This is a genomic window from Aliihoeflea aestuarii (assembly GCF_024105665.1).
Taxonomy (GTDB): Bacteria; Pseudomonadota; Alphaproteobacteria; order Rhizobiales; family Rhizobiaceae; genus Aliihoeflea; species Aliihoeflea aestuarii.
The window spans coordinates 159,713-174,447 of the sequence record NZ_JAAAMK010000005.1; the positions used below are offsets into that span (position 1 = coordinate 159,713).

11 protein-coding genes are annotated in these 14,735 nt (G+C 62.4%); 7 read left to right on the forward strand and 4 right to left on the reverse strand.

The features are described 5' to 3' along the window. Nucleotides 1–153: 153 nt before the first annotated feature. On the reverse strand, nucleotides 154–1,191 hold the full coding sequence (locus GTW25_RS12635; protein ID WP_252912489.1) for a CobW family GTP-binding protein: 1,038 nt from the start codon (nucleotides 1,189–1,191) through the stop codon (nucleotides 154–156). A gap of 73 nt (nucleotides 1,192–1,264) precedes the next feature. Next, a complete protein-coding gene (locus tag GTW25_RS12640) occupies nucleotides 1,265–2,020 on the reverse strand; it encodes a creatininase family protein (RefSeq protein ID WP_252912490.1) in 756 nt (251 codons plus the stop codon). Between the two features lie 102 nt (nucleotides 2,021–2,122). Between GTW25_RS12640 and GTW25_RS12645 the strand changes: the two genes are divergently transcribed. From GTW25_RS12645 to GTW25_RS12665, 5 genes are all read left to right on the forward strand, one after another. Then, nucleotides 2,123–2,605, forward strand: a complete 483-nt coding sequence (locus GTW25_RS12645) for a MarR family winged helix-turn-helix transcriptional regulator (protein ID WP_252912491.1) — start codon at nucleotides 2,123–2,125, stop codon at nucleotides 2,603–2,605. Between the two features lie 181 nt (nucleotides 2,606–2,786). Beyond that, nucleotides 2,787–3,728, forward strand: a complete 942-nt coding sequence (locus GTW25_RS12650) for a DMT family transporter (RefSeq protein ID WP_372493159.1) — start codon at nucleotides 2,787–2,789, stop codon at nucleotides 3,726–3,728. A 65-nt stretch (nucleotides 3,729–3,793) separates the two neighbouring features. Further along, a complete protein-coding gene (locus tag GTW25_RS12655) occupies nucleotides 3,794–4,813 on the forward strand; it encodes a LacI family DNA-binding transcriptional regulator (RefSeq protein WP_252912562.1) in 1,020 nt (339 codons plus the stop codon). Nucleotides 4,814–4,851: 38 nt separating this feature from the next. Then, nucleotides 4,852–5,826: a 2-hydroxyacid dehydrogenase gene (locus GTW25_RS12660; RefSeq protein WP_252912493.1), complete on the forward strand. Its 975-nt coding sequence runs from the start codon at nucleotides 4,852–4,854 to the stop codon at nucleotides 5,824–5,826. A 91-nt stretch (nucleotides 5,827–5,917) separates the two neighbouring features. Then, nucleotides 5,918–6,295 carry a hypothetical protein gene (locus GTW25_RS12665; protein WP_252912494.1) on the forward strand — a complete coding sequence of 126 codons (378 nt, stop codon included), beginning with the start codon at nucleotides 5,918–5,920 and terminating at the stop codon, nucleotides 6,293–6,295. 6 nt (nucleotides 6,296–6,301) lie between these two features. Here the strand turns inward: GTW25_RS12665 and GTW25_RS12670 are convergent, their stop codons facing one another. Continuing rightward, nucleotides 6,302–7,072: a gamma-glutamyl-gamma-aminobutyrate hydrolase family protein gene (locus GTW25_RS12670; protein WP_252912495.1), complete on the reverse strand. Its 771-nt coding sequence runs from the start codon at nucleotides 7,070–7,072 to the stop codon at nucleotides 6,302–6,304. Between the two features lie 285 nt (nucleotides 7,073–7,357). Here GTW25_RS12670 and GTW25_RS12675 point away from each other — a divergent pair, with 285 nt between their 5' ends. Beyond that, a complete protein-coding gene (locus GTW25_RS12675) occupies nucleotides 7,358–8,458 on the forward strand; it encodes a TRAP transporter substrate-binding protein (RefSeq protein ID WP_252912496.1) in 1,101 nt (366 codons plus the stop codon). A 63-nt stretch (nucleotides 8,459–8,521) separates the two neighbouring features. Here the strand turns inward: GTW25_RS12675 and GTW25_RS12680 are convergent, their stop codons facing one another. Continuing rightward, nucleotides 8,522–9,565 carry a threonine aldolase family protein gene (locus tag GTW25_RS12680; protein ID WP_252912497.1) on the reverse strand — a complete coding sequence of 348 codons (1,044 nt, stop codon included), beginning with the start codon at nucleotides 9,563–9,565 and terminating at the stop codon, nucleotides 8,522–8,524. A gap of 452 nt (nucleotides 9,566–10,017) precedes the next feature. On the opposite strand from GTW25_RS12680, the gene gltB reads away from it, so the two are divergent. Further along, nucleotides 10,018–14,727, forward strand: a complete 4,710-nt coding sequence (gene gltB, locus GTW25_RS12685; protein ID WP_308206259.1) for a glutamate synthase large subunit — start codon at nucleotides 10,018–10,020, stop codon at nucleotides 14,725–14,727. Nucleotides 14,728–14,735 lie beyond the last annotated feature (8 nt).

Here is a 14,735-nt window from a genome sequence, read left to right on the forward strand (position 1 = left end):
CGCTTGGTCGCGCCCCCCTCTGGCCTGCCGGCCATCTCCCCCGCAGGGGGGGAGATTATGCTGTGTCGAGGACGAGATTGATCTCCCCCCTTGAGGGGGAGATGGCCGGCAGGCCAGAAGGGGGCAAGGTAAAATGCGATCATAAAACCAGTCTTACGCTTGGCAGGCTTCAAAGGTGCGGCGCAGGCGGTCCTCGTCGAGGTCGCGGCCGATGAAGACGAGGCGGCTTTCGCGCTTCTCGCCGTCTTTCCACGCGCGCTGGTGATCGCCTTCGATGATCATGTGCACGCCCTGCACGACATAACGCTCGGGATCATCCTTGATGGCGATGATGCCTTTCAGGCGCAGGATGCTCGGGCCGTCCATCTGCGTGGTCTTTTCCAGCCACGGGAAGAACTTTTTCGGGTCCATGTCGCCGCCGCGCAGTGAAATGGATTTCACCGTCGCGTCGTGGATCGGCGAGGCATGGTCGTGGTGGTGATCATGGCCGCAATCGGGACCGTGGACATGGTCGTGCTCGTGGCTGTGCTCGTGGTCCTGATCAAGGAAATGCGGGTCGTTGTCGAGCGCACGGGACAGGTCGAACGCGCCGCGGTCGAGCACTGCGGCGAGGTCCACGGCCGAGCGTTGCGTGCGGTGAATGCGGGCCGACGGGTTGATCGAGCGGATCGTCGCCTCGACGGCGCGCAATTCATCATCGGTGACGAGATCGGTCTTGTTGAGGAGCACGACGTCGGCAAAGGCGATCTGGTCTTCCGCTTCCTTGGAATCCTTGAGCCGCAGCGGCAGGTGCTTGGCATCGACCAGTGCGACGACGGCGTCGAGCTTGGTCTTGGCGCGCACGTCGTCGTCCATGAAGAAGGTCTGCGCGACGGGGGCGGGGTCGGCGAGGCCGGTCGTCTCGACGAGAATGGCGTCAAAACGGCCCGGACGGCGCATCAAAGCCTCGACGGTGCGGATCAAATCGCCGCGCACCGTGCAGCAGATGCAGCCATTGTTCATCTCGTAGATTTCCTCATCGGATTCCACGATCAGATCGTTGTCGATGCCGATTTCGCCGAACTCGTTGACGATGACGGCGTAGCGCTTGCCGTGGTCTTCGGTGAGGATGCGGTTCAAAAGCGTCGTCTTGCCGGAACCGAGATAGCCGGTGAGGACGGTGACGGGAATCTGGGTTTGCGGATCGGCCATGGCCGCGTCTCCTTAAATGGAGGAAAGTGAAGTCGGCCCGATATAGGACGTCACGATTCGATTTGCACGGGGGTCAGCGCAAAGTCGACAGATCGAATTTCGCCACGTCGCGCAGAAGGTCGGCGAGGCCGGAAACGGCGTGGTCGAGGATGCGTTCGCCCTTTTCCGCCGTTGCGCCGAAAGCGTTTCCGGTTACGCCATCCGGCGAAAGGTCCGACATCTTCCAGCCGAATGCGTGCGCGCCATAGGCGCGCAGATGTGTGAATTCCTTTTCGAAATGCGATTGGGCGGAGGGAAAGTCACGCGCTTTTTCCATATCGACAAGGTCGGGACGGATCGCCAGCATCACGCTCGTCTCGACCAATCCACCGTGAATGCCGATCGCTTTTTCCTGCGCGCTGACGATATCGGACGGATAGCCGAAGCGGGTCCAGCTCGTCGCCACGGCGAGCATGTCATGGCGCACGCGCAGTTCCGTCGCCACGATCGTCATCAGCGGCGAGTTGCCGCCATGAGCGTTGAGCATGACGAATCTGCGTGCACCGCGTTCGGAAAGCCTCGTACCGATGCCGATCCAGCGGTTTACGGCCTCGTCGAAGCTCAGCGTTTTGGTGCCTTCGACATCGATATGTTCGATGGAATAACCGACGGGCTCGACCGGCAGGATTTGCAACGATATTTCGCCGGCAAGCCGTGCCTTCAGCCGGCTCGCGACCGCTTCGGCAATCAGCGTGTCGGTCTCGAAGGGCAGATGCGGCCCGTGCTGCTCGGTCGCACCGAGCGGCAGTACGGAAATCGCAGGCAGTGGGGTTATTTCGCTGGCTGTCATGTTTCTGATATGTAGCTATGGCATATCGGTGCTGAACTCATGCGGTCCAAGCTAGTGCATCGGGCTGCAAAGTGAAATGCGTCGAGGATGGTGGAGGCCGATATGGCGAAGGTTGAAAAACGAGCTGTCATGAGGCTGCAATCGGCGGCGCGGCTGACGCGCACCGCGCTTGCAGCGCGGCTTCTCGCCCACGGCCTTTATGCCGGGCAGGAGCAGATCATCATGGCGCTTGCCGACAAGGACGGCCAGACGCCCGGCCAGCTCGCGTCACGGCTCGGCGTTCGCCCGCCGACCATCACCAAGACGATCAACCGGTTGCAGGTCCAGGGCTTCGTCGCCAAGCAGGCATCCGAGACGGATGCACGGCAGGCACACGTCTTTCTGGCCGATGCAGGCCGCGACGCCATCCGCTCGATCGAAAAGAGCCTCAAGAAAACGGAAAAGCAGGCCCTGAAGGGCCTCGACAAGAAAGACCAAAAGACCCTCTCCAAGCTTCTCGGGCAGATCGAAGCCAATCTTTCGGCGATCGTCGAGGATGAGGAAGAGGATGACGCCGTCGAGGAACAGATCGACACCGCTGCCTGAGCGCAACCTGCGGTTTTCGCTTGCGCCTGGACTGTGAAGCTTCCACACACGGCATACGCCTAAAGCGTGTCGCGATCTTTCAGATTCGTCCCATGCGCTTCAGGTTCCTGTTTTTACGCATGTCTTTATCCCGCTACCGTTTCGCTTTCGGGGGACATGCATTCGTCGGATGCCGAATCGCTTGTCCCAGCCTGCCACCTCCACCGATACCGCGACGCCATTTTCGGCGATCCTGCTCGTTCTTCTGGCGGGCCTGACCTTCTCGATCCTCGACACGAGCGCGAAATATCTCGTCCAGTCCGGCATGGAAGCGCCGTTCGTCGCCTGGATGCGCTTTGCGGTGCATGTCGTGCTTGTTCTGATCCTGTTTCGGGCATGGTCGAACCGGGCGATGTTCAAGGTCGTCAGCCTGCCGAAGCAGGTCGTGCGCGGCGTGTTTCTGTTCGGCTCGACGATCTTCAACTTCATGGCGTTGCAAACGCTTCAGCTTGCCGAGACGGTGTCGATCTTCTTCTTCGCGCCGATGGTGATCACCGCGCTTGCAGGTCCGTTGCTGGGCGAATGGGCCGGTTGGCGTCGCTGGCTGGCCATCGTCGTCGGCTTCGTTGGCGTGCTGGTCATCACGCGGCCCGGCTACGGTACGTTCGGCCTGGGTCATGTCTATGCGCTCGGCGCGATGGCGTCCTATTGCCTTTACGTCATCATGACGCGGCAGATGGGCGCGAAGGAAACGGCCGAGAGCCTCATCTTCTATTCCGCGCTTGCGCCCGTCATCTTGATGGCGCCGACGGTCCCGTTCTACGGTTCGTTGCCGGACACCGGTTTCCAGTGGGCGGTGCTCCTGTCGCTCGGCCTTTACGGCGCCGTGGGGCACTGGTTCCTGATCCACGCCTACAAGCAGGCGTCGACCTCGGCGCTGGCGCCTTATCCCTATCTCCAGATGGTCTGGATGATCGCGCTCGGCTATCTCGTCTTCGCCGATCTTCCCGATATGTGGACGCTCGTCGGATCGGCGATCATCGTGGCGAGCGGGCTCTATATCGTGCATCGCGAAACGCGGCTGCGGCTGCAAAGCCGCTCGCTTCCGAACTCCGAAGCGCGCGATCTGGCAAAAAAGCTTTGAATCACGCGGCTGTGATGGCATAGGTTTAAACGGTTTAATCCTGCGGACCGATCCGGGAGGGGGTTCTGGGCCAGAAGATCAAGCTGTCCACCATTGCCGACGCGCTTGGCGTTTCCACCGCGACGGTTTCGCTCGCGCTGCGGGACAGCCCGCTCGTGGCAGATGCAACGCGTGATCGCATCAAGGCGCATGCGCGCGAGATCGGCTATATCTACAATCGCCGCGCCGCATCCTTGCGAACGTCGCGCTCGGGCATCGTCGGCGTCGTCGTGCACGACATCATGAACCCGTTCTTTGCGGAAATCCTGAAATCGATCGAGCACGAACTTGATCGCTCGCGCCAGACGTTCATCCTGTCCAACCATTATGACGATCTGGAAAAGCAGCGAAACTTCATCGATACGCTGCTGCAACTGGGCGCGGACGGCGTGATCATGTCGCCTGCCATCGGAACGCCGGCGGCCGACATCATGATGGCGGAGGAAAACGGACTGCCTGCGGTGCTCATCGCGCGTTCGGTCGAGGGTGCCGACGTGCCGGTCTTTCGCGGCGACGACGCATTCGGCGTGGGGCTTGCGACAGACCATTTGATCGGCCTTGGCCATACGCGTATCGCCATGATCGGCGGCACCGACCAGACCTCGACGGGCCGTGAGCGCTATCGCGGCTATGTGGCAGCGATGGAGCGTGCGGGCCTCGAGCCGCGTCCCGAATGGCGCATTGCAGGCCCGCGCACCAAGCAGGGCGGGTTCGATGCGGTCGGCGAGTTTCTCAATCTTGCCGACGGCCCGACGGCCGCCGTTTGCTGGAACGATCTCGTCGCGATCGGCCTGATGAACGGTCTGGCACGCGCCGGGCTTCGGCCGGGGGTCGACATTTCGGTCACCGGCTATGATGATCTCGAAGAGGCGGCCATCGCGACGCCTGCCCTGACGACCGTGTGGAACGGCCAGCGTGAAGTCGGTCGTCAGGCGGCAAAGGCGCTGGTCGACCGCCTGTCGGGCGTCGAGGTTCACGGCGATCAGGACCTGATCACCCCGGAACTTCATATTCGTCAGTCGACATCGAGCGTAGGCAAAAACTGAAGCCGGCCGACCTGGCCGATCCAGATCAAGGAAATTTCATGCCGGAGAACGACCTGAAATCCGTAACGCTGCTCATTCGGGGCAAGCTGCATCCTCACGCCGCCGCGAGGCTGGAGGAAACCTTCACGATCGTGCGGGGAGGTGAGGGCGACGCGCTTGCGGGCGAACATGCAAGAAAGATCAAGGCGGTCGCTGCGGCGGCAACGGTCGATCCCGCTTTGATCGATACGCTGCCGCAACTGGAAATCGTGTCGAGCTTCGGGGTCGGCTACGACCATGTGGATGCCGCCTATGCCGCGACCCGCAATGTCGTCGTCACCAACACGCCGGACGTGCTGACGGACGAAGTTGCCGATACGGCCATCGGGCTGCTGATCAATGCCGTGCGCGAACTGCCCAAGGCCGAGCAATGGCTGCGCGACGGGCTCTGGGTGAGTGAGGGTGCGTATCGTTTGACCAACGGCACGCTGCGCGGCCGCCGGGTCGGCATTTTCGGCATGGGCCGCATCGGACTTGCGATCGCCAAGCGGATCGAGGCGTTCGGCCTGCCGGTGAGCTATCACAACCGGCGGCCGGTCGAGGGCGTTTCCTACGCCTATTTCGACAGCCTCGTCGAACTCGCGGCCAATGTGGACACGCTGATCTCCGTCGCGCCGTCGACGCCGCAGACGCAAAAGATCGTCGATGCCGAAATTCTCAAGGCGCTGGGTCCGACGGGTGTGTTCGTTAATATCGGGCGCGGCAATACCGTCGATGAAGACGCCCTTGCCGCCGCGCTCCATGACGGCACGATCCAGGCGGCGGGTCTCGACGTGTTCTATGACGAACCGAACGTTCCGCAGGCGCTCATCGATGCGCCGAATGCGAGCCTGCTTCCCCATGTCGGCTCGGCCACGATCCACACACGCGAGGCGATGGCCGATCTGGTCGTCGACAATCTGATCGCTTGGTTCTCACGCGGCGAGGCCTTGACGCCGGTCGCCGAAACGATCGCGCTGGCGAAACGGAAGTGACGCGATGCCTTTATCGTGCCGCAAGTGGAGCTTAACGCGTCGTTAACCATGGCAGTCCAGTCTCGGGCGGGGAGGCGAATGGAGTGACGACATGAAGACTACCCTTGCCGCTCTCGCCGCGACCGTCGCGCTCATCGCTTTGGGCCAAGGCATGCAGGAAAACGCAGGTTCGGCCCGCGCGGACATGAACTATCCGAACGACTATCTGCTCATTTCAGGCGATGTGGAATGTCGCATCACCCAGGGTGCCGTTCGCGAGAAGGTCGCGCGTCTCGATATCGAACCGGGCTGCACGGCGGCTCTCGATCCCATCGCGCCTGCCGCCATGATCGAAGAGAACGACGACGGCACGATCGACTTTCTCGGCGCAGACGGAAAAGCGGTCATTCGTTTCGCTGCCGCCGAGGGCGACACCCATGTTTCCTACGAGCCGCAAGCGCCTCTCGTCCGTCTCGTCGCGCTGGACTGATCCGCTTTACTCTGCTGCTGCGAGCCGCGTGCGGGCGGCTTCATGGGCGCGCGCGGCCTCGCCAAAAGCCTCGAAGATGCGCGCCGACGCGCTATCACTCGCCGCCCAGTATTCGGGATGCCACTGCACGCCCACCGCAAAGGCTTTCGAGCCGATGACCGATACGGCCTCGATGGTGCCGTCCTTTGCAACCGCTTCCACCTGCAATCTCGGCGCGATCTCGCCGATCGCCTGACGGTGCACGGAGTTGACCTGGATTTCCTGCGAGCCGAACACGCCCGCAAGGCAGGTGCCTTCCTTTATACGTACGGACTGGCGGATGGCGAAGCGCTCGTCCTGGTCCGGACTTTCGGGTGCGCGATGGTCGAGCATGCCTTCGCCATCCTGAATTTCGGTCGCCAGCGAGCCACCGAGCGCGACGTTCAGTTCCTGAATGCCCCGGCAGATCGCCAAGAGCGGCACGCCGCGCTCGATCGCCTTGCGGATCAGCGGCATAGTCGTCGCGTCGCGCGCCGGATCGTACGGGCCGTTCGCCTCGCTTGCATCGCCATCATAGAGCGACGGGTGGACGTTCGATTTCGAACCGGTGAGCAGCACGCCATCGACCCGCGACAAAAGCGCGTCGAAATCGATACGGTCACCGAACGAGGGCACCAGAAGCGGGAGAACGCCGGCTTTAGACAGCGCCGCATCCAGATATTGGTGCGGGGCGGCGTGCCAGGTGTAGTTCTCGAACTGGCGAATGTCGGTCGAGACGGCGACAAGCGGCTGGGTCACTGCATTTTTCCTGAAATGATCGTCATCGACATATCTAGCGTGAAATGATGACGTCTCCAAGCCGGCAGGGTGTAAGCAGCATGAAATCCCTGCACATGAAAGAGGCAGTTTTGTCGAGGCGGTGCAAGACGTTAGGCAAGTTCAGTCGTGGCGCGTCTTGGCGCTGGACTTGATGTCCTTGCCGTGTATGTATACGGCCCGGCCTCGGGGGGAGGACGCGCTGACGTGCCATGCCAGATTCCCGAAAACCGACAGATATTTGAGGTCCATTACGGGAGGTTTCTTATGGATCGTCGTTCGTTTCTGACAAAGGCCGGTTTTGCCGGCGCCGGCGCCGTTGCCGCATCGACCACGCTTGCAGCGCCCGCCATCGCGCAGGGCAACCAGACGTGGCGCATGGTCACGACCTGGCCACGCAATTTTCCGGGCATGGGCGTGGGCGCTCAGCGCCTCGGTGATCGCATCACCGCCGCATCGGGCGGCCGCCTGACGGTTCAGGTCTATTCGGCAGGCGAACTCGTGCCGCCGCTCCAGGCCCTCGACGCCGTCATCGACGGCAATGCCGAGATGAGCCACGGTGCCGCCTATTACTGGCAGAACAAAAGCCAGGGCCTCAACTTCTTCACCGGCGTTCCCTTCGGCATGACCTCTCGCGAACTGACCGGCTGGGTCCGCTATCTCGGCGGTCAGGAAGTCTGGGACGAGATCTACGACCAGTTCGGCGTTCAGGGCTTCCTGTCGGGCGACACCGGCACACAGGCCGGCGGCTGGTTCCGCAACGAACTGACCGGCGTTTCCGATATTCAGGGCCTGCGCTTCCGCACGCCCGGCCTCGGCGGTCAGGTCTGGCAGAGGCTCGGCGCATCCGTCACCAACATGGCGGCAGGCGAAATCTTCCAGGCGCTCCAGTCGGGCACGCTCGACGCCGCCGAATTCGTCGGCCCGTACAACGATCTCGCGCTCGGCTTCTACCAGATCGCCAAGAACTACTATTTCCCCAGCTTCATCGAGCCGGGACTGGCGACCGAACTTGTCGTCGACAAGGCCAAGTTCCAGGCTTTGCCGGACGACCTTCAGGCGATCGTCCGCGACGTGTGCCAGGCGGAATACGATGCCGTGGCAGCCGACTTCGCTGCCAACGATCCGCGCGCATTGCAGACGCTGGTGGACAATCACGGCGTTCAGGTCCGCCAGTTTCCTGAGGAAATCATGGAAGCGGGTGCCGTCGCCGCCAAGGACATCCTCGAGGAACTGCGCTCTTCGGGCGACGAACTGACGAAGAAGGTCGCAGAGAGCTTCGTATCGGCGCTGAACATCGTTCGCCGCAAGACCGAAGGCACGGACTCGCTCTTCATCCAGGCGCGCGAGCGGTACTTCCAGATCTGATCCGGATCGTCTCACGACAAAAGACCCGGGAGCAATCCCGGGTCTTTTTCGTTTCATCGGTCGTCAGCCAATCAGCCGCGCGACCTCGTCGACTTCGGCTTCGGTCGTGGCGAAGCTGGTCACGAACCGGCACAAAGTCTCGTCCGGGCCGACATCGAGGCCCGCCGGTGTCGGCCACGCGTAGAACACCGCGCCCTTTTCCTTGAGTTCGTCGACAAGGCCGTTCGACAAGATCGGGAACACTTCGTTGGCTTCGGGTCTCCAGCCGAGGCGCGCGTTGGGCGATGCGGTGAAGTGGCCCGCAAGGCGCGCGGCCATGGCGTTGGAATGGCGTGCGGTCTTCAGCCAGAGGTCGTCGGCGAAATAGGCTTCGAACTGGGCCGCGATGAAGCGCGACTTGGAGAAAAGCTGCGCGGCCCGCTTGCGCACGAATGGAAAATCCTTCGCCTTGCCGGGATCGAAGAAGACGACCGCTTCGGCGCACCAGCAGCCATTTTTCGTGCCGCCGAAGGACAGGACGTCGACGCCGCGCTTCCATGTCATTTCGGCGGGGGAGATATCGAGCGAAACGAGGGCATTGGCAAAACGCGCGCCGTCCATGTGCAGCGGAATATCGTGCTCCCGGCACAGCGCGGCGATCGTGTCGATCGCGTCAGGCGTATAGACCGTGCCGACTTCGCTTGCCTGCGTGATCGTAACGGCGGCTGGACGGCCACCATGGACGAATTCCGGCGGGAATCGTTCGATCGCCGCTTTGAGTCTGGCAGGATCGATTCGGCCCAGAGAACCGTCGACGGCATGGAGGCGCGAGCCGCCCATGAAATATTCCGGTGCGCCGCATTCGTCTGCGGCCACATGGGCCTCACGATGACAGAAAGACACGCCGCCGGCGCGATCGAAAGCGGTGAGCGCGAGCGAATTCGCCGCCGTGCCGGTGCCGACGAAGAACACCGCGACCTCGCGTTCGAAGATTTCGCTGAAACTGGCTTCGACCCTGCGGTCGACCTCGCTTGCGCCATAGGCAGGGACGAAGCCCGCCGAGTGCGTGACCAGATTGCGCGCGATGTCGGGATGGGCGCCGGCCCAATTGTCGGAGGCGAAATGCATGCGAAGTGACCTCTTGATTGTCTGCGTTTCTCAAACCAGCTTGGCCGTTCGGTGGCAAGGTCCACAGCTAACCGACAATGGTGCTTGGCAAAGATTCCGACGCGTCGCCAATTCGCGAAACAATATGTCGTCAATCGCCTGTTTTTTTTGCACTTGCATCTTGTGCGGGCTTTTGATTTCTGTCATATCGAATTTAGGACAGCATTGCTGTCTTATTTGCGGTTTGCCGACAGAGCGCCGGGCAGGGTAAGATCGCCCCAAAGCCGTTCGTGTTTGTGCCGCCGCTTGGCACGATGTATCGGTCATGTGCCGACAGGTCGGCTGATCGCCGAACCACAGGTCGGCGAAAGACCTTTTGACATATATGCCGCGACTGCAAAATTGGGTGCGCGTGAATGTGCGCCCGGAGGACGAGACGACCGCCCGCAAACCGGGCCCGACGGAGAGATGCCATGAGCGAGAAGACGCAAGCTGTGATGCCCGCATCGATGCCGGCCGTGCAGACGAAAGCGACTGCCCGCAAAAACGGCCTTCCGTCGGCGCAAGGTCTCTATGATCCCCGCAACGAGCATGATGCATGCGGCGTCGGCTTCATCGCCAACATGAAGGGCGCGAAGTCGCACCAGATCGTCAAGGACGGGCTGTTCATGCTCGAGAATTTGACGCATCGCGGCGCGGTGGGCGCGGACCCGCTGATGGGCGACGGCGCGGGCGTGCTGGTGCAAATTCCCGACCGCTTCTTTCGCGAGGAGATGGCGGCGCAGGGCATCGAACTGCCGCCGGCTGGGGCCTATGGCGTTGGTCACGTCTTCCTGCCGCAGGACGATGCGATGGTGTCTCACGTCGAGACCGTCATCGCCGAGGTGGCGCAGTCCGAAGGTATCGCGCTGATTGGCTTCCGCAACGTGCCGGTCGACAATTCCTCTTTGTCCAAGGCGCCGGACATCGCCGCTTCCGAGCCGGTTCACCGGCAGGTCTTCCTCGCCCGGCCCGACGGTATGGACGAGGACACGTTCGAACGTCGTCTCTATGTCCTGCGCAAGGTCGTTTCGGCGCGCATGTACGAACATTCAGGCGGGCGCGACGACGGCTTCTATATCGTTTCGATCTCGTGCCGGACGATCGTCTACAAGGGCATGTTCCTGGCCTATCAGGTCGGCGCCTATTATACCGACCTTTCCGATCCGCGTTTCGAAAGCGCTCTGATCCTCGTCCACCAGCGCTTTTCGACCAACACGTTCCCGTCGTGGAAGCTGGCGCATCCCTATCGCATGGTCGCGCATAATGGCGAGATCAACACGCTGCGCGGCAACGTCAACTGGATGGCGGCGCGGCAGGCGTCGGTCGATTCCGAGCTTTTCGGCAACGACATTTCGAAGCTGTGGCCGATCTCCTATGAGGGCCAGTCGGACACTGCCTGTTTCGACAATGCGCTCGAATTTCTCTATCAGGGTGGCTATTCGCTGACCCATGCGGCGATGATGCTGATCCCGGAAGCCTGGGCCGGCAACAAGCTGATGAGCGAAGAGCGCCGCGCGTTCTATGAATATCACGCCGCGCTGATGGAGCCTTGGGACGGGCCGGCCGCCGTGGTCTTCACCGATGGACGCCAGATCGGCGCGACGCTCGACCGCAACGGCCTCAGGCCCGCGCGTTACATCGTCACCGACGACGACCGCGTCATCATGGCGTCGGAGGCGGGCGTATTGCCGGTTCCGGAAGAGAAGGTCGTGACCAAGTGGCGGCTCCAGCCGGGCCGCATGCTCCTGATCGATATCGATCAGGGCCGTATCATCTCGGACGACGAGATCAAGACCGAGATCGCCTCGCAGCATCCCTACCGGCAGTGGCTGAAGAACACGCAGCTCATTTTGGAAGAGTTGAAGCCCGTCCAGCCGCGCGCGCCGCGCAACGACGTGTCGCTGATCGATCGCCAGCAGGTGTTCGGCTACACGCAGGAAGACACCAAGATCCTGATGTCGCCGATGGCGACGACGGGCATGGAAGCCATCGGCTCGATGGGCACCGACACGCCCATCTCCGCGATGTCTGACAAGTCGAAGCTGCTCTATACGTATTTCAAGCAGAACTTCGCGCAGGTGACGAACCCGCCGATCGATCCGATCCGCGAGGAACTCGTCATGAGCCTCGTCTCGTTCATCGGGCCGCGTCCGAACATCTTCGACCTCGTCGGCTCGTCGCGGCGCAAGCGGCTGGAAGTGCGTCAGCCGATCCTGACGAACGGCGATCTGGAGAAGATTCGCTCGATCGGCCACACCGAAGACCGTTTCGACACCAAGACGATCGACGTGACCTATTCGTCCGTCGAGGGTGCCGCCGGGATGCAGGGCGCGCTCGACCGTCTGTGCGAGCGCGCGGAAGCGGCCGTCGTCGGCGGCTACAACATCATCATCCTGTCGGATCGCCAGGTCGGGCCGGATCGCATCGCGATCCCGGCGCTGCTCGCGACTGCCGCCGTGCACCATCACCTGATCCGCAAGGGCATGCGCACGGCGGTCGGCCTCGTCGTGGAATCGGGCGAGCCGCGCGAAGTGCATCACTTCGCCTGTCTGGCAGGTTTTGGCGCGGAGGCGATCAACCCGTATCTCGCCTTCGATACGCTGACCGAGATGCACCGGCGCGGGGACTTCCCGCCGGAGGTCGATGCGAGCGAAGTCGTCTATCGCTTCATCAAGTCGATCGGCAAGGGCATCCTGAAGGTCATGTCCAAGATGGGCATTTCGACCTATCAATCCTATTGCGGCGCGCAGATTTTCGACGCAATCGGTCTCAATTCGGAGTTCGTTGAGCGCTTCTTCTTCGGTACGGCGACGACCATCGAGGGCGTCGGGCTGGACGAGATTGCAGCCGAGACCGTTCTGCGCCACCAGTCGGCGTTCAGCGACGATCCGGTGCTGAAGAACGCACTCGAGGTCGGCGGCGAATATATGTATCGAATTCGCGGCGAGGCTCATATGTGGTCGCCCGATGCTGTGGCGACGCTCCAGCACGCTGTCCGGCTGAACTCTGCCGAAACCTACAAGCAGTATTCCGCGCAGATCGACGGCAGCGCCGCCGATGCGAAGTCCATTCGCGGCCTCTTCAGGATCAAGCTTGCGACCGAAACCGGCCGCGCGCCTGTGGCGCTCGATGAGGTGGAATCGGCGGTCGAACTGGTCAAGCGCTTTTCGACGGGCGCGATGTCGTTCGGCTCGATCAGCCGCGAGGCGCATTCGACGCTGGCCGTCGCGATGAACCGGATCGGCGGCAAGTCGAACACAGGCGAGGGCGGCGAAGAGCCGGATCGGTATTTCCCGTTGCGAGACGGCTCGCCCAACCCGGAGCGTTCCGCGATCAAGCAGGTCGCGTCCGGTCGTTTCGGCGTGACGGCGGAATATCTCGTCAATTCCGACATGATGCAGATCAAGGTCGCGCAGGGCGCAAAGCCCGGCGAGGGCGGTCAGCTTCCCGGCCACAAGGTCGACGCGACCATCGCCAAGGTGCGCCACTCCACGCCGGGCGTCGGCCTCATCTCGCCGCCGCCGCACCACGACATCTATTCCATCGAGGATCTGGCGCAACTCATCTACGACCTGAAGAACGTCAATCCGGCCGCTGACGTGTCCGTCAAGCTGGTCTCGGAAGTGGGTGTCGGCACGGTCGCGGCGGGCGTCGCCAAGGCGCGCGCCGACCACATCACCGTATCGGGCTATGACGGTGGTACGGGCGCTTCGCCACTGACCTCGATCAAGCATGCCGGGTCCCCGTGGGAAATGGGCCTTGCCGAGACGCATCAGACGCTCGTTCTCAACGGTCTGCGCTCACGCGTTGCGCTTCAGGTCGATGGCGGGCTGCGCACCGGCCGCGACGTGATCGTGGGCGCGCTTCTGGGGGCCGACGAGTTCGGCTTCTCGACCGCGCCGCTTATCGCTGCCGGCTGCATCATGATGCGCAAGTGTCACCTCAACACCTGTCCGGTGGGTGTCGCCACGCAGGACCCGGTGCTGCGCAAGCGCTTCAAGGGCACGCCCGAGCACGTCATCAACTTCTTCTTCTTCGTCGCCGAGGAAGTACGCGAGTTGCTGGCCTCGATGGGCTATCGCAAGCTCGACGAGATCATCGGCCAGTCCGAACTTTTGGCGAAGGACGAGGCGTTCTCGCACTGGAAATCGAAGGGCCTCGATTTCTCCAAGATGTTCTTCAAGCCCGATGCGCCGAAGGAAGAGACGTACTGGACGCAGCGTCAGCAGCATCCGATCGACGACGTGCTCGACCGCAGGCTGATCGCCGAGGCTGCGCCGGCGCTCGACGCGCGCCAGCCGGTCGAGATCGCAGCCGACATCCGCAACGTGGATCGCTCGACCGGCGCGATGCTGTCGGGCGAGGTCGCCAAGCGGTTCGGCCATAAGGGCCTGCGTGACGGCACGATCAGCGTGACGCTGACCGGCACGGCCGGGCAGTCCTTCGCGGCGTTCCTCGCCAAGGGCGTCACGTTCAATTTGATCGGCGATGGCAATGATTATGTGGGCAAGGGGCTGTCGGGCGGCCGCATCGTCATCCGTCCGCCGGAAAACACCCGTATCGTCGCCGAGGATTCGATCATCGTCGGCAATACGGTGCTTTATGGTGCGACTGAGGGCGAATGCTACTTCCGCGGATTTGCCGGCGAGCGTTTCGCGGTACGCAACTCCGGTGCCATTGCGGTGGTCGAGGGCGTCGGTGATCATGGCTGCGAATACATGACGGGCGGTATCGTCGTGGTCCTTGGCAAGACGGGCCGCAACTTCGCGGCCGGCATGTCGGGCGGCATCGCCTATGTGCTGGACGAGGCAGGCGACTTCGCCGAGCGCTGCAACATGGCGATGGTCGAACTCGAACCGGTGCCGGAGGAGGACGAACTTCTCGAACGCCTCCACCATCATGGTGGCGACATCGACCATAAGGGCCGCGTCGACGTTCAGGCCGATATGACGAGCCATGACGAAGAGCGCCTCTACCAGCTCATTCGCAGCCATGTGGAGCACACCGGCTCAACGCGGGGGCAGACCATCTTGGACAATTGGGCCGACTACCGCCCGAAATTCCGGAAGGTCATGCCGGTCGAGTACAAACGCGCGCTGATCGAGATGGAACGCATGCGCATGGGCGTGGCGGCCGAGTAGGCCGCCTC

What these genes read in the sequence shown, in the direction of transcription:
- GTW25_RS12635 (WP_252912489.1), bottom strand. Translation starts at nt 1,191, where the DNA reads ATGGCCGATCCGCAAACCCAGATTCCCGTCACCGTCCTCACCGGCTAT.
- GTW25_RS12665 (WP_252912494.1), top strand. Translation starts at nt 5,918, where the DNA reads ATGAAGACTACCCTTGCCGCTCTCGCCGCGACCGTCGCGCTCATCGCT.
- GTW25_RS12660 (WP_252912493.1), top strand. Translation starts at nt 4,852, where the DNA reads ATGCCGGAGAACGACCTGAAATCCGTAACGCTGCTCATTCGGGGCAAG.
- GTW25_RS12680 (WP_252912497.1), bottom strand. Translation starts at nt 9,565, where the DNA reads ATGCATTTCGCCTCCGACAATTGGGCCGGCGCCCATCCCGACATCGCG.
- gltB (WP_308206259.1), top strand. Translation starts at nt 10,018, where the DNA reads ATGAGCGAGAAGACGCAAGCTGTGATGCCCGCATCGATGCCGGCCGTG.
- GTW25_RS12675 (WP_252912496.1), top strand. Translation starts at nt 7,358, where the DNA reads ATGGATCGTCGTTCGTTTCTGACAAAGGCCGGTTTTGCCGGCGCCGGC.
- GTW25_RS12640 (WP_252912490.1), bottom strand. Translation starts at nt 2,020, where the DNA reads ATGACAGCCAGCGAAATAACCCCACTGCCTGCGATTTCCGTACTGCCG.
- GTW25_RS12645 (WP_252912491.1), top strand. Translation starts at nt 2,123, where the DNA reads ATGGCGAAGGTTGAAAAACGAGCTGTCATGAGGCTGCAATCGGCGGCG.